We start from the raw sequence: 19,086 nt of genomic DNA, 5'->3' as shown, positions 1-19,086 counted from the left end.
AGATAACCTCTTCTCGAAAGGCGGGGAAGCCGGCGCGTCATGTGCGATGGCGCCCCGCATGGCCGGTTGGGCCGATGGTTAGAGTTCGCGGCGCATGGCGTCGTGAAATGCGTCGATGACGGCCTCGTTGCGCCGGAAGAACGCCCACTGGCCGATCCGCGTCGACGTCACGAGCCCCGCGCGCTGCAGCGTGGCGAGGTGCGCGGAGACGGTCGACTGCGACAGCCCGCAGCGCGCGTCGATCTGGCCCGCGCAGACGCCGTGTTCGTACGGCAGCGTCTGTTGCGGGAAATGCTCGTTGGGCGTTTTCAGCCAGACGAGGATCTCCCGGCGCACGGGGTTCGAGAGCGCTTTCAGGATTGCGTCGATGTCGATTTCGGTCGGCATGGAAGGGCTTGGTGTTTCGGTTCGGCAAACGGGTATCGTCGATGAGCGAATCATATATCGTAATTTAACGATATGCTTGAAACCACTGCTGCCAATGGGGTTGATAGGTGTCGACATACAAACAAGGTCGCACTTATGAAAAGGGGGCTGAAATGTTCAAAAAAGACCACACCTTGTATTTTGCTATGTGGGAAAGTGAGATAACTGGTTGATATCAATCACCTTTATTTTCTGCTGAGTTAGGGGCTTGGGGAGTCAGCAGGGGCGTGCAAAAGTTTCCCGCCAAGAAAATTGATTAGTATTTCTACGTTAATGTGCGTACTAGGTCGCTGTGGCAAGGGAAAGCGATATCATTTCATAAGGCTTTCAAATTGAGGTGGGAATCCACTCAATGTGAGTCGACTGAATGACCTGACGTTGGCGTTTTCCCTGCGGGTGACAGAAGACCAAGGGAGGGCCACGGACGAACGCCGCGCCGACTGCACGGGTGGCTCAATATAGGCCCTTTTTGCGGCGACGGCAGACTTACAGGACCGCGTGACATCTCGTCGACGTTGTGGCGCTCAATCGCGAGAACTGAAGGGGAACATAGTAAGGGCTATGTTACCCTTCATTTCGGGATATGAGCGAAGCCTCCGCTTGCGAGGCACCTTGTCCGAGGGGCATTGAGCGAGCGAAAAGCGGTGCAGTCACCGTTTCGGCGCCCTGGTATTTCTGATGCTGGCGACGACGTGCCGTCGGCAGGTTCATTGGGTATTGCGGCAGACGCGGCCCTGGAGATTCTTCGATTGGGGGTGGGGTGACTGGTGAGGCGGCTTCGTCTCGGTCGATACAGTAGCTTCATTGCGGGTGCCTACATTTGACGTGGTGAAAGGCGAGGGCCTCGGCGGACCGATGGCTGAATTCTCTCCGCGGTGCGGAGAGAATTGGCGAGAGCGTCCGGCAGGGTTGCCTTGTCGCCTCGGGGACGAGGATGACCTGTAGCTGGGTCGTTGTACTCAGATACAGGTCTTCTATTGACTAGCAGTTCGGCGAATCGAGCCAGTGGTGTACGAGCAGCGCCTTTTCAGCCTGACCCGCGGCCGGCCATGCGCGGACGTATGCCTCTGGCAGACCCGCAAACTCGTCAAGCGTGCTGACAACCGAAGAAGGCTGGTCGAGCCCGCGCGGACGCAGTCAACGCTCCGACTGCTAGACGATGGCGGGTGCCCCGTTCTTTGTTGCGCGTTGGCTTGTGATACTCATGCCCGTGGCATACTTTGCCGCGCGTAGGATTGGCGTCACTTCGGCGTCGAAGCCAGCCACATCACATTTGCACCAACGGTGTCCCGCAGGTAGTAGGTTTCTGCAACGGATGGCATCGTCGGTCGCGCCGCGAATAGCTGCGCTGTTCCACGCGAATTCGGCCATCTTGACGAACCGCCAGCTGCCCTGCGGTGTGGCGATGGGCATGCTCGCCGGGTCGCCCGGCATCAACAGGTTCGTGATCCAGAAATTCATATTCAGCATGGTCTCTCTTTACAGACCTAATGGTCGCGTTCGCCCTGAGGGTATTCGACTATTCATATTGAGCTGAGGCCTTGAACGCGAATTCGGCGCAATCTAGCATCTCCACCGGAACTTGTAAGCGAGCGGAGCTTTGACACTACCGTTGTTGCTAACGAGGAGCAGGTTGCGCGGCCGGAGGTCATAGCGTGTCTCACTGCGAACGTCCGTATTTAACAATCCAAATATGAGTTACATTATGTTACAGTTTAACGCTGCGCCTCTTCAGTAACTCGTGGAGGCCGTATCGCGAATTGCCAAAGAACGATCATTCGGGGGAAGAGACTTGCAACGCGAATCGCCTTCGATACAACGCCCCGTCGACGGATTGCCCAAATCGCTCCTCGTGCAGGAAGGTCATACCGTTGCGGCAATAGCTCTCATGCAACGATCAGCGGGGTTAAGCCGAGAGGTTCGTCGCAGCATCGATATCGATGCCCCCTTGCTGAGCGACAAGCGCACCTATCGAACCGTGGCTATCCCGCGCTCAGACGAGCGGGTCCTTACGCACTATCTCAGCGCGTTCGCGCGTTGCTTAGCCTTTTGGTCCTATGTCAGACGTAGGAGCGGGGAGGGGAAGGGGCGAGGTAGTCGGGTTTATGCGCTGGCATTGGACGTTCAGTTGCTTTCAGCTTACGAGCCACGTTGGATGGAGCTCGTTTACGACGAAGTTGCGCTGTCAGCTTCGTGCCAAGAATGGCCGCGAATAGCTGAGAGGCTCATAGACTGGCTCAAGGCGCGCGAAAGATCGCAAAATTGGCCGCAGGCCCTCGGCGTGTTCATGCTTTGGCCGCGCATCGTGGATGATCTTTCTCGATGGGACTCAATGGACGATGCGCAGCGGAACACCTTGGCTCGCGCTGCATTCGCCTTGTCATCGATCGGGTACACGGATTGGTTCGTTCGTGACGCTTTGAAGCGCCAACCTAAGTTGGAAGGCGAGTTTGGTAGCTTAGTGCAAGACTCTGAGCCGGGATTGGGCACAACGCCTGAAGGGAACGTGAGCGTACCCGCCAATATGAACTCTGAGTTGCCCGAGACCATTGAAGATGAGTTGCCCGAGACCGTTGAAGATGAGTGGGACCAGGGGTGGGATCAACTACTTGCTAGATTGAAGCTCCTGACTGAAGAGCTTCAGCAAAGACCGAACTTGGATGCAGTGGAGAACCTCGAAAGTTTGTGTGGCGAGTTGCGCAACGCAGTCGAGAGCATCCCTGTCAGCGATACCCTAGTAAGGGCAAGAATTGATGTTGCCGTCGATACCCTATTTTCAGTCTGCACGCAATTGCAGGCAGAACAGCCTTTCCAATGGCTGGTGGACGAACTTATCCAACAGGTATTGGCCCGTTGGCATTCCGCAAAGCAAGGTTGTACCGAGAGCGATGCACTTACAGCGTTAGCTGAAGAGTCAGAGAAAGCGTGCGCTCGAGTCGAGGTAAGTGCAGAACGTTTTAAGCAGGCCTGGCTCCAGCGTGAGACCCTGCAAGCTGCCGTGGACGCAACAATTGCTCAGTTACGCGGAGTCAAGGCTCCAGCGGAAAGGCGCGCACTTGAACGGAAGAAGGCGGACGAACAGCGCAATCTGCTGGATGCAGAGGACGCGCTCCCACGTTTGGAAGATGAATTGTTGGCGTGCGCCTCGCCTTTCGAACAACCATTCGATCACTGTGCCGATTATTGTGCCGATTATTGTGCCGAAGTGGCCCAACCAAGAGCCGGCGAGTACGCGAACGCTTTTGAACCAACGGTAGCGATCGAACCAGTAGTCGACGTACGCACTTCAGACGATCCGGCCGAGCCGGGGAGCTACGCAAAAGATCTTGAACCTCGCGCCGACTTCGAACTGCGTCAGGAGGCGTCGCAGGCCAATGCGGGGCCCCCGGCCGACGATGTTCAATCAGAACCCGAGGCCGTATCGCAAGCCGAGGCCGGTACACACGATCGGTCATGGCAAGCGGGCTCGCTTCGTATGCCATCAACGCCCGAAGTTGCCCAGACGAAGGCGCCGGACGAGGATCTCTATTCGGCTGAGGCAGGCGACCGTTGCAAGCCTATTTGGATGTTGCTTAACGAGCATCACTTAGGGCTTGCGTACCAGTTCACGAAAGCACTGTCAGTGCAGGATCCGGGCTTGAAGGTGCCTCCGCCGGCACTATTAGCCGCAGTCACCCTCGCCAATAAGCTGGTGTTGCCAGATGGGTCGATCAGAGAAGCGCTCCCCAATTACCTCAATGACCTCTCCCCGGAGATCTTCGTTCAAAACGGCCCTCATGCGTGGCATACCGCGCTGAATCTGCTGCTGGTGGCCGCAACGTTGCGGCCCATGGTCCTCGTTCCTAGTGTAGGGGCGGCAACAGTTGCTGGATACTTGCATCTATCCAACTACCCGGTGTTGTATGGGCTCATCGATGAAATCAGTGGATTGAGCGAAAAGCTTCAGGGTTTCCGCATTGAACTGGCAGCACTCAAAGCGGCGCGCACGGAGGCGGGCACTCAAATGGAGTTGGAGGGCTTGCGACAAGGGGCCAGTGAGTGGTTGGAGACGCACGCTCCGGCGATGACTATGAAATTTGCCGCGGCGACTAATGTTTGGCGTCATTGGACAAAGCCGCAGGGCGTAATTCATCAGCTGGTCTCGCCCGTCGCCTTGCGTGAGACGGGAAGCTTAGCCCAAGTGAAGCAACTGGTTGCGGATCTATCCGACACCGATGGATTCCTCCGTTTAGTCCGCGAAACGGACCGCAAGGATTTGCGTCGAACGCGGGGGGAAGACATTCATTCGGGTGCGCTGAGTCAACTAGAGCGCTGTGCTGGGGAAGCGGTGTTGCTGGCTCGCAAATGGATTAGCTTGGTGGAGTCCGGTGGGCAGCACGGTAGTCGACTTCGTGCCTTGTTGAACGAGGTTCGCTTGACCCTTGATAAAGCGGCACCTGGGTTAGCAGCCGAGTTGGATAGTGGTGAAGAATGCGAATGGGGACTTATAAAGGCTGCCAAAGCGGTTGTCCGATCTGAGTTTCGCGCGATGCAGGACTTGTTCGATCCTGCGGCGCAGCTGCTGTCGGCGGAACCCTCGGCGGCGGAGGCTTTGGCACGGGAAGTCCTGTTGGTTCCTGAGCTGCATCTGTTTGAGCGCTGGGAAGTGAGAACGGCCGCCGACGGTGTGATCTCCGCGATATCCGCGTGGTCGAACGCGCCCGAAGACTGGGAGCACGCCTATAGGGCTCGCGTGGAAAGTGGCGACCTCTTTGGTGCTGAGCTGATCGTGCAAGACTACCCGGACCCGACGCTGGCCGAGCGCTGGGGTACCGAGCTTAAGCGGGAGCGTGAATCTTGGCGCTTGGCCTTGGGGCGTGCAATCGCTGATGTCCGGCGTGAGGTTGAGGTCGGCAGAGCATACGGATATTTGAACGACCAAGACCTCGGGCAATTCGAAACGGAGCTCGTTCGATGCCAAGCGCGAGCCGAACAATTTGGAACGTTTGATGCGGCAATTGCCGCAGTGGGCTCCGTGCGCAGGGCGCTGGAGAGTAATCGTACAACGCGTACCGATCAGGTTCGGCGATCACTTTCTGAAATTCGTCGGAACGAGGAGGCCGAGGTTGGCATAACTGAGGTCGAGAAGATCTTGGCACTCGGCGATGTTGCGACAGCTAACGAACTGCTGCACCGCTTGCGCGATGGTAAGCCGGTATGGCCTGAAGGACACGCTTCGGTCGACCTGTTCACTGATTTCTTCCCCTCGGTAGAGCAAGACGTCGACGCTTGGCTGGAGTCGAATCCTGCTCGGGCTGTCGTAGACGGTGCAATTCGAAGTGGTCAAAAGGTCGGTCCCTTGGACTTCCACCGTCTTGGTTCCGCGCAGCGGGAACAAGCGGCGAGATTGTATGCATTGTGGTCTGACCTGAAGTCCAGAAAGCGAGCAGAAGCGGGGCAACTTGAGGCATTCTTTAGTGGTCTCGGCTTCTCATTCAAACGAGTACAGTCGGCCAATGAGCGTGCGAATAACCGAGATGTTTGGAATCTGGACATAGGTGAGTTGGAAGATCGCACGGTCTGCCCGGTGCCTCACTTCGGGTCCATGGCGAAGGGCCGCTACCGCGTAATCTGCATTTGGGATCAACCGGCGGAGGAAGATATTTTGCAGTTCGTGGGTGACTCGACACTGCAGAAGGCGACGATCATCCTCTACTTCGCTCGCATGAAAGGTCATCGGTGGCGGGAATTGTCGAGACTCGCCAAGACCATGCGCCGGGCGTTCTTGCTAATCGACGAGGTCATGCTCGTCTATTTGGCGGCACAGTCCGTTTCACGGGTGTCCGGGTTCTTCCAGCTTGCCCTTCCATTCGCGTACTCAGCCCCATACGACGCCACGGCGGGGCTCGTGCCTCCGGAGATGTTTTACGGTAGAAGTGCTGAGCTCGATGCCGTAAAGGGACTCAACGGCAGATGCTTCATCTACGGTGGGCGGCAACTGGGCAAAACGGCTCTCTTGCGACGTGCAGAGCAGTCGTTCCACGCGCCGGCGGCGGGCAGATTTTCGCGTTGGGTAGACTTGCGCGCCGAGGGCATTGGTGTAAGTCGCCAGGCAGGGGACTTGTGGATCTGCTTGGCCGAGCATCTGAAAGCCATCAAAGTCCTCGATAGCTCGATCCCAAGCCCAAATCCATCTCGCAAGGGAAGCATTGACACCGTAGTTCACGAACTTAGAAGCTTTCTGGGTCAGGACTCGGATCGTCGTATTTTGCTGTTACTTGATGAGGCAGATCGTTTCTTTGAACAGGACGGGAAGAGCGATTTCGCCGAGACACGGCGCTTGAAGCAACTGATGGATGACACTGCCCGGCGCTTCAAAGTTGTATTCGCAGGTCTGCACAACGTACTTCGGATGACCGAGAGAGCAAACCATCCCTTAGCTCATTTCGGTGAACCCATCAAGGTTGGCCCGCTCGTTGACGAGGATGAAATTAAAGAAGCTGAGGACCTCGTGCGTCGACCAATGGCTGCTTCCGGATTCAGCTTTGAGTCACGCAGTTTGGTCATTCGTGTGCTCGCGCAGACAAACTATTATCCCAGTCTCATCCAGCTGTATTGCGCTCACTTGTTGCGCCACATGCAGTCCGGTATGACCATTGCAAAGCGCAATTCGGGGCCCCGTTACGTCATTACCGACAAGGACATCGAGAGCGTATACTCCAGCGGGGCGCTGCGTGATGAAATTCGATCCAAATTCCGGCTGACGTTGCAGTTGGATCCTCGTTACGAGGTAGTCGCATATGCGATCGCATTGGCTGCCCTACGAGGTACTTTCGCACACGCAGATGGTATGGATTGGCGGAGTATTCGCGAGCGCGGAGCATTGTATTGGTGGCCTGAAGGATTTGTGGACACGAGTGAGCTTGATTTCCGTGTGCTTTTGGACGAGATGGTAGAACTTGGTGTACTCAGCAACGTTCGAAAGGGTTACTACACGCTTCGAAATCCGAATGTCCTTCTGTTGCTTGGTAGCCAAGACGAAATCGAGGCTGTGCTTATAAAGGACCGTGAGCCAGCGGTCGAATTTGAGCTTTCGTTCCGTCCGCCACTCAAAGCGGCGCCAAACAGCCACATTCGCAATCCGCTGACGTACCAGCAGCTTCGAGAACTGATGCGGAGCGAGAATACGATCACTGCACTTGCGGGCAATAGTGCAGGTGGTATTACGCAGGTTGTTGAGGCGTTGCGTGACTACGTGGGTGGGACGGCAGGAGTTGTTGTACTGGACGACTGCCCGGATACTCCGTCGTTCGCAAAATCGTTAGATCGTGCACTAAAGGCCCGTGATACCGAAGGAAACACTTTGATAGTGGTTCCGTCGACTGCTCCTTGGAGCGCCGGCTGGATTGATGCCGCTGAGCAGAAACTCAATCTGCTCAGAAGTCCAAGCAAATTTGTTTCGTTGGTTTTCCTTGCAGATCCACTAACTCTGTGGAGCGCGATGCAAGATAGAGCATCGTTCGTCGGAATGCGTGCGCCTTGGATGTCGTTGCTGCCTTGGACCGACGAGTTCGTCAAGCATTGGCTTGCTGAGCACCAGCTTCCTTCGGAAAAGGAGACACGTCATCAGGTTCGTCAGGTGACTGGCTACTGGCCGTCGGCGCTGCAAGAGTTGGTAGCTAACTGCAGAGAGGCGCGCGAGCTGAAACGACGCATCGAGGAATTGAGCCTTTCTCAAATCGAGTCCGATGATGCAAAGACGTGGGCTGAGCACGTCGGCTTGACAATTCACGACCCGAAGGTCGTGCTCCAGTCGCTAGCGAGTTGGGGAGAGCCTGCGACCGCATCGGAACTGGCGGAGCTTGGAGACGTCACGCGGGATAAGGTGGAGCAAAGCCTTCATTGGGGTGACCTTCTCGGTCTGGTCGTGCGCGAAGGGGGAGACTACTGGAGTCTCGATCCTTTTATCAGCGGACTGCTCAAGAGGTTGCAAAACTGATGCACCTTTGGAATCTTCCGGGGCCTGGTCATTTTCTTGATCAGGCTATGGCTGCGCTGAGAGAGGGCAGTAGTGTTCTCATCCCGGTGCCTCTGCACGGGATGCATGGTCTTTCGCGCGCCTTGGAACAAAAGCTGCACGTTGACGGCTGGGATTGCCATTCTGTTCGCGATGAAGGTGGTGCCCCCGTAGAGCAAATTTTTGCCACACTCTGTCTAGATGACGGAGGTTCCATCCGGCGAACAGTATCTTTGTTACGACAGTGTTTGAAACCTGGGCAGATCGTACTGATCCACGGTGTGCGGCCGTCAACGTGGAGCGCATGGAAGCAGTTTCTTGACGAGTATGAGTTAGCCAGCCGCGGTGTGGGAACGATTGAGCGTCCCCTCGTAGTCTTGCTAACGGAAGGAGTCTCGTTGAGAGAGATGCCGGAAAGAGGTGCGGCGCTGCGTGTATTGGAATGTGAAAACGTAATTGGCGAGATTGATGTACTACTTTTTACTACATCGATACTCCGAAATGGAGTTAAGGCCGACTACAAGTTGAAGCTGATGGCTCGGATGATTTGCCGGCTGGCGTTGTGGGATCTTGATGTTGCCCGATTCTTGACGGAGCGAAAGCCTGATGAATTACTAGACCCTAAGAGGGTGTTGAGCGAGGCCATATTGGAACTTGGATTGCCGGATGGTCTGACCCGGACATGGGAATCTGGAGGAATTCAGCGATTTGATGACGTGGAATGTGCTCATCCGTTTATTGTCGTCAGCGAAGGTGATGTGCATCAGGAGTTGATGATGCGATTGTGGGCAGCGCAGGCGGCGGAGGTTCTTCCAGCGCTTGAGTTGCAGCGCAGAAGTCTCGTACGCCGTATGCGCGGCTTGATAACCATGCCCGTCGTGGTTGACGGCATCAAGTATGATGATCTCGATGACATGGAGATTGGGCCATTGTCGCACGTGGCGCACATTAATCGGTTAAGCAACGCGATCCGTTTGACCGCGAATAAGCTTAAGCGATTGCGAAATAGCCTTGCGCATCTCGAGGTGCTCGGCGCAACCGATGTTTTTGACGAAGCGCTATATCGCCATAATCTGGTGGACCGTTGACTCGTCACGGAAACTCCAGTGCCGGTCAGCGATGTGTCTATTCTTGGATGGAATAGCCTGCGATCGTTGCAAGCTCGAAGTATAAGGCGAGGATTCAGACTTTGAGCCGTTGAGGCATTTCGCAGCCCATAGTAAAGTAGTGTGGAGCAAGCCTCGCGAAGGATCGACTTGAGGGCCAATCGCGCAACTGACCTACGTGATTTCTTCGGGTCATTTCATTCTTGGAGAACGGCCTCGGTTGAACGGTCCCAGTTTTGAGTGCCAAAGGCAATGTTAGTCTTCGGCGTTCTGTTGGTCCGTCAGTTGGGCCTGCAGGCCCAACTGACGGATGTATTCGGCAGGCGGCACTTCACCGAGAGCCCTGTGAGGCCGACTCCCGTTGTATTCGACCCGCCATCGCTCAATTTGCTCCCTGGCGTCGGCCAGCGATGTGAACCAGTGCACGTTCAGGCATTCATCGCGTAGCGTGCCGTTGACCGACTCCACGAATGCGTTATCCGTTGGCTTGCCGGGCCGGCTGAAGGCAATCTCGACCTTGTGATGGTAAGCCCCCAGGTCCATCACCTGACTCGTAAATTCCGAGCCGTTGTTCCAAAACAGCGTGCGGGGCGCTCCGCGTTTGCTCCTCAATTCTTCCAGTGCACGCACGACATCTGAAGCGCTCAGTCGCTGGCCAACATCGATGGCTAGTGCTTCGCGCGTAAAGACGTCGACGATGGTCAGCGCGCGGAACCTCTGGCCGTTCGAAAGCTGCGTTTCATCGTTCGGCTCCTTTCATACTGAAAAAGTCCGCCGGAAACTCGCTTACATCATGGCACTGTTTACTGGGGGCCGCTCAAGTGCATGCCGTGTATCCGATCCCTCCGGCGAGAATCTCGCGAGACCGGCACCTCCGCGATCGATGCAACCCTCAGTCATGTGAGCCATGCCCCCGAGTTTCGATTGAACAAGGCCTCGGCGAGGCCGCTCGTCCCTTGCGCCCAAGTATTTTTCAGGAAAGTGAGTCGACCAGCCTCGGGGTACTCTCTTTTTTGATGGACAATTTTCTCGCTGAACACTGCCTCATCGTCAAGTTCAGTGGTTAGGCTTGGCCCGGCTTAGGTAAAAGCGGCTTTATTTCTGCAAGGTTCGCGATAGTAAGCTGCCGCTCCCCTTTTCGCGGAGAGCCGTTTATCTCGAAATTGAGTGTCCGCAGTGCATAGAACAACATGGCTTGTCGGCAAGTGATGGTTACCTTGCCGTTCTTCATGCCGTAGTCGATTTCGACACCCTTGCGCTGCATGGGGGAAAGCGAAACATCGGGCATTAGGACAAGTTCGACGTGAGTGTTCCACTCCCGGTCGTCTGAAGGCTCGATGTCAGACGCCTTCGGTTCTTCTGCTGACAAGATCCGTCCGAATACGAAATCTTTGAACCCTTTCCGCATGTGGCAGTAAGCGCGAACGTGCCAACGCACACCGTCGTAGCCGAATGCGTGAGGGCTGATGTAGCGTTCCTGTTCCTCGTCGCGAGCGATCGACTGGTAACGAATCTTGAGCATAGCTCGCTCCGCAATTGCACGCAGCATGAGGGCCAGTGTCTTTGATTCGATAGTTCTTGAAGGAAGGGGAACAGACGCCACCGGGGGACAAAACGACAAGAACGTCTGTTCGCTGGCCAGAATCTTTCGCTCTAGTGCTAGCAATTGCGATAGGTACTGCCTTGGCCCAGAGGATTCGAAGAGCGGAGTGAACTCTGCTGAGGCAATGTACGTGCGAGAGCTCGTGTCGTACTGCAAATTTCCTGGGGCCAATTCCATATAACGCGAGATGTCAGCCGACGCTTGAGGCACCGAGATCTTGAAGAACTCGGTCACGTCTCGTCGGTTGATTCGGCCGTCCCACTGCAGGCGGAACTCGATGAACTGGAGGCGACGCTCTTGGCTCCACTTGACCGGCCCGGATTCACCACCTTCACTGGACTTCTTCTTCCCAGCGGAGGTGGTTTTCGTGGAGTCGCTCGTTGCCTCGTCCGCCAGTGCCGCGTGGCTAGCGGACCTTGCGTTTGGGGTCGGTTGGGGCGGAGTGCGATGACGTGGCATTGTGTCCGTATAAAAAGTTGACGCATAAAAAAACTATGCGTATAGTAAGTGTACTGGCAAACGCTTCAACCCGCAAGGGTGGGTTGAGACGTCGTTGCGTGCCCGAATTTGGCGCGCGTTACTCAACCCGACGCTACAAGGACGGACTAACAATTATGGCGACACCTGAAATCACCTTTTTCCCCGTAGGCAACGGAGATATGACCCTTATTAAATTGTCCAGCGGCCGGACGATTCTTATCGATATCAATATCCGGCAGTCCGGCGACGGTGTGCGCGACGTGCTCAAGGATTTGCGCGAGAAACTCGCCGTTGACGAGGAGGGACGCCCGTATGTGGACGTGATGGTGCTGAGCCATCCGGACCAGGACCACTGCCGCGGCCTGCGTGAGCACTTCCATCTGGGCTCGTTGATGGACTACCCGACGAAGGGCGAGCCGTCGAAGATTGTCATTCGCGAGATGTGGTCGTCGCCGCTCGTATTCCGCCGCGCCTCAAAATACCACACGCTGAGTGACGACGCGCGCGCATGGAACACGGAAGCAAAGCGCCGCGTTGTGCTCTTTCGCGAAGAAGGGGAGTTGGAAGATGGCGACCGCATCTTGATTATGGGCGAGGACACGGACGGCAAGACCGACGATATTCTCGACATCGTCGTGAAGACCGATGAGCTCATCACGGCGGTGGCCGGGAACGAGGAGGAGAACTTCAGCGCATTGCTTCTGGCGCCGATGCCTGCTGATGATGAGCACGATGCAGATGAACTCTCAAAGAACGAGTCGAGCATCATCATCAACTACTCCATCGGCACGGGAGCGGTCACGGACGCCGTGAAGTTCCTGTCGGGCGGCGATGCAGAGGTGTACATCTGGGAAAAGCAATGGAAACGCCACAAGGACGACACGACGGCGCTCGAGTACGACTTGCTGTCGACGCCTCACCATTGCTCGTGGCACACACTCTCGTGGCACAGCTGGAGCAAGAAGAAGGAGGACGCTGAAGTGTCTTCCGACGCGCGCAAAGCGCTGTCGCAGACGCGTGCGGGCGCTTACATCGTCGCCAGCAGTAACCTGATTCTCGACGACGACAATGATCCGCCCTGTATCCGCGCGAAGCGCGAGTACGAAGCTATCGCGAAAGAGGCCGCAGGCAAGTTTGTGAACACCTCGGCCCATCCCAACGAGAAGAATCCCGAGCCGATGGTGTTCGAAGTCACGTCGGGTGGCGTCAAGGCGAAATGGAAGGTTGCCGCGGCCCCTGCAGCGGCGGGTGCTGCCGCAGCATTCGGCTCGAAGCCCTTGTCGCACGGCTAAGACGGAGGTCGCCATGAACGCTCTACTGCAGGGTGCAATCCAGTTGCTCGAGGCGCATCCTGCGGTCGAGTCGGTAAAGGTCGAAGAAACCTCCGGCGGTGGCGCAAACGTCTACGCGACGTTTCTCGTTGACTTGCCGTCACGCTGGGCTGCCGCGGGCGCAAGTCCGAACGGCGTCCGAGCGCGAGAGGAAGTGCTCGTCGAATTTCCGTCTGGTTTCCCGGATAGGGCACCGCAATTCACGTTGCGCGAGGATTTTCCGGATGCGTTGCCGCATATCTATCTGCACAAGCGCGGAAGTCGGGTGCCCCCGTGCATTACGTTCGGCGACAAGCTTGATGTAATGCATTCAGACGGCTTCTTTCGCCTTGTCGACCAGATGTCGGATTGGCTCAACAAAGCTGCGGTCGATGAGCTGGCCATCAATGAAAAGGGCTGGGAACCGAGTCGAAGGGACGTTGGTTTCAACTTTGTCGAGATGGACCCCGTGAAACATTTCGACAAGCCACCGTTTGGCGGGTGGCGCCTCTTCATGTGCATGACTGGCTGGAGCAAAGACGGCCGCTGGTCGGTAGCGCGTGACCCTCAGCAGAAGTTCCCAGTCGGCAACCGAGCCTTCATGCATGAGTGGCTGGACACTCTTCGGATGAGCGACACGGCCTATTGGGGACGTGTACCTTTGGTTTTCTGCTGGCCGCAAGCGGCTCCTGGCGGGCAACCCGTTATTCACGAGCGATACAAGGCTGATACGGTCACGACATTTGCTGAGCTTGCTGAGCAGGCCTCAGAGTGGGGGTGTCGAGTTGCGCTAGACGATTTCGTGAGCAATTTCAACCACACCCTTGCCTCGTCGAAAGACAAGGTCGTAACGCTCCTGTATTTCGCCTTCCCGGTGCGCAGGCCCACAAACGTTATCGGCACTACGAGCCAGTTTGAGATTCTGGGCTACAAGATGCAACTCTCGCTGCCGGCCAAACTGGCTCTGGATGACACGACGCTGGTCAGTGCAGTTGCTTTCTCATCTCCCATCTCTTCGAAACTACTGAAGCGGACGTCGGCGCTGCCGGAACTATCGAAGGAGTTGCAGCTGACATTTGCGGGATGCGGGAGCCTCGGGTCGAAGGTTGCGATGCATGTCGCGCGGGCGGGCGGCAAGGCAGCGATGCTTATAGACGGGAAGCTTACTGTCGCGCATAACGTGGCTCGCCATGCGCTCTTGCCCGACGACGTGGCGAACCTCCACGGCAAGGCGGAGCGGCTGGCGCAAATTATGGGAAGCTTTGCTTCAAAACGTCCGAAGTTTGTCGCATCTGACGTTCGCGGCCTGGACTTCAACGCAGCGAAGTACCGAGATTTTTTTCGTGGTGAGCAATCGGTAGTGGTGAACACGACCGGCTCATCCGCTGTGCGCGACTTTTTCGCAAAGGCGAAATTTGACGCACGCGTCATTGAGGGGGCTCTCATCCGTCATGGCGACGCAGCCTTCATGACCGTGGAAGGAGAGGGGAGAAATCCCTCGACTGTCGACCTGCTGTATCACGCGTACGAGCGACTGCGTTCGCTCGGCTTTTTGCGCGATGCGGGTGTAACCGCGGCGGCGAACATTCTCGAAATCGGTATCGGCTGCCACTCGGTCACTATCCCCATGTCTGACGCTCGAGTCTCGCTAGTCGCAGCTGGTATGGGCCAGAGACTGCATCACTACGACGAGGCCGGCTTGCCAGCGACCGGCATGGCGTCCGTTGCTTGTGTGGATGACGATGGAATGTCCATCACGTGGGCTCACGATGAGGTTGGGGCAACGCACGTCGCGGAGGTGTTCGACGAGAAGACGTGGACCGTGCGCGTGCTCGATACGGCCCATAAAAAAATTGTCGCTGATGTTGCAGAGCATCCAACGGTCGAAACTGGCGGCATTATCGTGGGAAGTGTCTCCGCGCTCACGAGAGAGATATTTATCACAGACGTCCTCCCTGCGTCGCCTGACAGCACGCGCTCACCTGCGCGTTTCGTGCTCGGGGTCGAAGGAACTCTCGATACGATTCGCGGCTACGAAGCGCTCGGTGGACACACGCTCTGGTGTCTGGGGACATGGCATAGCCATTTGGCGGTGAGTGGTCCATCACAGATGGACAGGGATACCGCGAAATCGCTCGATGGACAAATACGTCACGCGGCGGTTCTGCTCATTCGCCACCCGCAAGGTTACGCTGCGCTGGTCCGCGATGGCACGCCAGCTTAAAGGTCGCACGGCTTCGATACTCGACACGGCGGGGAAACACATGGACGCTCTACAGCAGGTCGCGCAAGTAGCATCATCTGGAAAGTCGTTGAAAGCGCGCAATATGGTCTGGCTCGTCGGTGTTGGCATTTTCGATGTCATCATATTGTTGGTCATCGCGTTTCATCACCCCATCGACGACTTCACCGCGGATAAGGGGATGGCGCTACGAACAGGCCTGTCGGTTTTCCTGCCCGTTCCCATTATTTTTCTTTCGTACTTGCTCTCGCACTCGCAGAAGGCGATTCTCGTATTCTGGCGCCTTCGTAACCCGATGCCTGGTTCGCGAGCTTTCTCCGTGCATGCACAGACCGATACGCGGATTGACGTCGATACGCTGAAGAAAAATGTGGGGGCTTTCCCGAGTGATGAGCGCGACCAAAATTCGATGTGGTATAGGCTCTACAAGCAGGTGGAGAACGAAGTGTCGGTGCTCGAGAGCCACCAGAAATATCTGATGTTCCGGGACATCGCTGCGATGTCGCTGTTGCTTGTGCCGCTGGTAGCGCTTGGGCTCTTTCTGTTCGGCAACACAGTCAGGGCTATCGTATGGTCTGCGGTGGTCTTCGCAGTCCAGTATCTGATTGCGGCGCTGGCAGCACGTAACTCCGGAATCCGCTTCGTACAGAACGTACTTTGCATCCACTCAGCAAAGAAGGTCAGCGGTTCCCGGCGCGCTGCCCCGAGCAAGCCCGAAAAGAAGGGGGCAGGTCAGTAGAACTGATAAGCCTGCTCAGCGGCTTTGCGTTTATTACCAGAATCCCTAAGAATCTACTTTAAGCCCCGGTCGCACGGACCTTCACCACCTAGCACTTATCTTCGGAGCCGTCATGGCACAAACTCCGGTTGATGTTCGACAGCTGCTGACCGCCACGGCCGCGAGCCTGTGGGCGACGTTCCTTGACAGTGCCGCACATGCCCGGCCAGACCACAAGGGAGGGCCGCGCGAGGCGCGCGTGCGGCAGTTTCTGCGTGAGCGCCTGCCGACGAAGTGGGGTGTCACGCACGGGCACGTGTTCCGTGGCGATGTCACGTCGCCCGAATTCGATGTCCTCGTGTACGACGCACTCAACTGTCCGGGCTGGACGCTCGACGCGGGCGACGATCCGCGGCGTCTTGTCCCGCTGGACGCGGTGATCGGCGTTATCGAGGTCAAGTCTACGCTTGATTACCGCACACTTGCGGCGGCAGTCGACAAGCTTGCGCAGCTGGATGCCGCACTCGCCGCAGAAGCTGCGCAGAACGGTCCCGCCGAGTACGCACCGTTTCGGCATGTCTTCGCGTACCGGCTTGATCCTGACGATGACTTTGACGGCTGGGGCAGGCCCGGCTATGCACTCACGCGGTACGCGGGGGCCCACACCCAGCCTGACGGGATTTTTGTGCTCGACAGTCACTTCTCAGTGCGGGTGAATGGTCACGGCATCGCCCATGCTTTCGGGCTGCATCGCGGCCAGACACCCGAGGAGATCTGGAATTCCACGTACGACCTCCAGAACGAGTCTATCCAGCGCGACCTCCAACTGGACCCGTCGTACTGCAACGATTACTTCACCACCAAGGCGAAGGATGGCCTGCTTTTGCTGGCCTTCCTGACCTACGTAATCCAGCGCGCCTCGCGCTACGAGCCGGCCGGCGTCGACTATGCTGACGAGTTCTGCCGCTGGGGCGGCCCTGCGCTCGGTGGCCTGCTGAACTTTCGCAGCCCACCCGACCCGGACTGTGCAGCCGTCACGGTCCCGCAGGCTTGATCGTGGCCGGCCTGATAGCTGTGGGAGCCGCCCGCCAAGCTCGACGATGAATTGCAACTACAACTGGAACGCCACGGCCTGGGTAATCCCGATGCGGGAGGGCACGGCGATGATGGACACCAGTGGCGTAGCGAGTACGACCGCACCGCGATCATGGTGCTCCAATGCGGAGACGAACCTCGGTATAGTACGGGCGCCAGTTCCCTGACGTGACCACAACGACCGGAGAGTCGGACGAGCCAAATTCTCAAGTTTCTACGTCGAAACTAGGAATACCCGAAGCGAGATATCGCTCATGTGGTTGAACCGGCCCTGGGCCTTGTCGAGACTTCAATTCTTGAGAGAAATGATAGGAGCGCCTCTATCCCTCATCGTGAGGCACCAACCTTCGACTTGAGCCTATCCGATAGCACCTTTACCGAATCTGCGTGACCGATCGCGATATATTCCCGACCGTTGATTCACTAGACAGGTCGGGCCGGGCGCGACTTAGAGGACTAATTGGGTGGTTGTCGTCCAGCTTACTACTGGCGGGTTCCGGCCACTAGCTGCCACTCAATCTTGCTTGCAGATGTCGGCCTCCGTAGCAACACCCGTCACGAACTGGTAGCCGACCGTATTGCGGAGACGTCATAGCTACCTCGGAGTGTTGTCTTAGTTAAGACAACACTCCAGACACTAGAAATTCACGTTCGCCTCGGCTCCTAGCCCTTGTCACGACGCCAATCAACGAACTGTTCCCACGCAAACTGTTCTCTCGCGGCTCGCAGTTCTTCGCTGGCTTCCCTGAACGGCAGAAACTTCACCGTCATGTATTCCGGGCTTGGTTCCTCCACGCCCTCCATTTTGTTCGCAAGGTTGACAAACGCCTCTGACCAGACGATTCCGATACTGTTTTCCATGTTTGGCGCATGAAGCGATAACAGTCCATGATGCTGTTCGCGACGCATCTCCAACACGGTGACTATATGCCTGCTCTTGTTGATCGAGACGAAGTAGTCGAATTGAGCATTATCCCAAGAGCCCTCCGCGTTGCTTGCTGCAAGTTTCGCCCGCGCCCTCGCATCAACGTCACTTTCTAGCGGACGCCGACTGGTTATGACTTTGGTCCCACTAATCTGATTGTTCACAAGGCAAAGGGCCTCCTCGCGAATCATCGTGGCACACATTAGGTCGTCGAAGCTTGGGGTCTCGCCATGAATGACGTACAGGTGATCGCCTTGCCAGCGCACTCCATCTGGAGTTACCCAAGCTGCAATGAAGGCACCTCCTACGCCGTGTTGAGGCAAATAGTCGTGCACACCGTAGCTCTGCAATGCAGAGACTAATTGAGAGAAGATTCGCTCTACATGCAGCGGATGCGAGCCGAGTCGGTTCAACACGTTTTGCAGGCTTGAAACGAGCCCGGTGGTCCATTCATGCTGCCCAGAGGGCAATGTGCTTCCAAGCTGGATTAACCCGCTCACCTCGTCAATCGTTGATGTAGCGACGTTGACATGCAGAAGGCAAGGTCTCTCGGACTCGTAGAAGGCGAAAAGCACATCTGCATCGTTCTCGCAAGGAGTGACGCTAATCAACGCCTCGCTCACAGCTTTTCGTGCATCGAGCTTCAATGCACGAGCTTCTCCATACGCGTCGATTAGCGCACGCGCGGTACGGACATCGCCGGCGAAGCCCGTTAATGTATCGGCCCCGACAGCCAGTTTCATACCTTTTTCGAATACGAATCTCCAAGGCTTTTCCCCAACATCACCCTGCCGCTCCCCAAACACCGTTGTGGTTTCGCTGTCGGCAGAGTCGATTGACGGCGATGCAGAGCTAAAACCGCTGTCCGCGGCGATAAAGACGCCCCGGTCCGTCCATAGGCCTACACAGTATGTCACTCTCAGATTCCCGTAGAAAATTGTGAGGGCGGCCACATCTATCGCGCGCACTGTTCATCGCAATCGTACATCACGCCCATACAGGTCGTGAACGACCGAAGCTCGCTCGAACGTAGACAACGATGCAGCCACGTCGATTGGCTCAAACGGGTCGATATGCGACGGTCGCGCCTTGCAAGGCGGCGGCCGTCCGTGTTCGGCCATGAAGCGATGGTCGCCCCGCGCGTCTCCCCGGCATTTAGAGAGTAGCTCTATACTGTCTACCGCT

Annotated in this window: 10 protein-coding genes and 1 pseudogene; 6 read left to right on the top strand and 5 right to left on the bottom strand. The window is 56.8% G+C overall.

All coding sequences use genetic code 11. The features are described from left to right. Positions 1–78: 78 nt before the first annotated feature. Positions 79–387, bottom strand: coding sequence for an ArsR/SmtB family transcription factor (locus WJ12_RS29885; RefSeq protein ID WP_034189475.1), 309 nt, complete (start codon positions 385–387; stop codon positions 79–81). Between the two features lie 1,191 nt (positions 388–1,578). Next, positions 1,579–1,896, bottom strand: coding sequence for a hypothetical protein (locus tag WJ12_RS36155; RefSeq protein ID WP_124571842.1), 318 nt, complete (start codon positions 1,894–1,896; stop codon positions 1,579–1,581). A gap of 685 nt (positions 1,897–2,581) precedes the next feature. Here WJ12_RS36155 and WJ12_RS29880 point away from each other — a divergent pair. Further along, on the top strand, positions 2,582–8,404 hold the full coding sequence (locus WJ12_RS29880) for an ATP-binding protein (RefSeq protein ID WP_156444736.1): 5,823 nt from the start codon (positions 2,582–2,584) through the stop codon (positions 8,402–8,404). 47 nt (positions 8,405–8,451) lie between these two features. Then, a complete protein-coding gene (locus tag WJ12_RS29875; RefSeq protein ID WP_231750632.1) occupies positions 8,452–9,510 on the top strand; it encodes a hypothetical protein in 1,059 nt (352 codons plus the stop codon). Between the two features lie 273 nt (positions 9,511–9,783). Here the strand turns inward: WJ12_RS29875 and WJ12_RS29870 are convergent. Both WJ12_RS29870 and WJ12_RS37245 read right to left on the bottom strand, forming a co-directional pair. Further along, positions 9,784–10,263: pseudogene (locus WJ12_RS29870) on the bottom strand (integrase core domain-containing protein); the annotation flags it as partial. A 328-nt stretch (positions 10,264–10,591) separates the two neighbouring features. After that, complete coding sequence (locus tag WJ12_RS37245) at positions 10,592–11,590, bottom strand: helix-turn-helix transcriptional regulator (RefSeq protein WP_082744636.1); 999 nt, start codon at positions 11,588–11,590, stop codon at positions 10,592–10,594. Between the two features lie 200 nt (positions 11,591–11,790). Between WJ12_RS37245 and WJ12_RS29860 the strand changes: the two genes are divergently transcribed. The 4 genes from WJ12_RS29860 to WJ12_RS29845 all read left to right on the top strand — a co-directional run bounded on the left by WJ12_RS29860 (position 11,791) and on the right by WJ12_RS29845 (position 16,935). Next, entirely contained in the window at positions 11,791–12,903 is a 1,113-nt protein-coding gene (locus tag WJ12_RS29860) for a ComEC/Rec2 family competence protein (RefSeq protein WP_059556748.1), read from the top strand. A 13-nt stretch (positions 12,904–12,916) separates the two neighbouring features. Beyond that, a complete protein-coding gene (locus WJ12_RS29855; protein ID WP_059556747.1) occupies positions 12,917–15,145 on the top strand; it encodes a Mov34/MPN/PAD-1 family protein in 2,229 nt (742 codons plus the stop codon). After that, entirely contained in the window at positions 15,060–15,902 is an 843-nt protein-coding gene (locus WJ12_RS29850) for a hypothetical protein (RefSeq protein ID WP_231750631.1), read from the top strand. Before WJ12_RS29855 ends, WJ12_RS29850 begins: the two co-directional genes overlap by 86 nt. A 112-nt stretch (positions 15,903–16,014) precedes the next feature. Beyond that, positions 16,015–16,935, top strand: a complete 921-nt coding sequence (locus WJ12_RS29845) for a DUF6602 domain-containing protein (protein WP_059556745.1) — start codon at positions 16,015–16,017, stop codon at positions 16,933–16,935. 704 nt (positions 16,936–17,639) lie between these two features. Here WJ12_RS29845 and WJ12_RS36150 read toward each other — a convergent pair. Beyond that, positions 17,640–18,644, bottom strand: a complete 1,005-nt coding sequence (locus WJ12_RS36150) for a hypothetical protein (RefSeq protein WP_156444735.1) — start codon at positions 18,642–18,644, stop codon at positions 17,640–17,642. Positions 18,645–19,086 lie beyond the last annotated feature (442 nt).

Source organism: Burkholderia seminalis, assembly GCF_001718535.1.
Lineage (GTDB): Bacteria > Pseudomonadota > Gammaproteobacteria > Burkholderiales > Burkholderiaceae > Burkholderia > Burkholderia seminalis.
The sequence above is the reverse complement of the archived record's forward strand: the minus strand, read 5'-3'. Positions and strand labels throughout refer to the sequence as shown.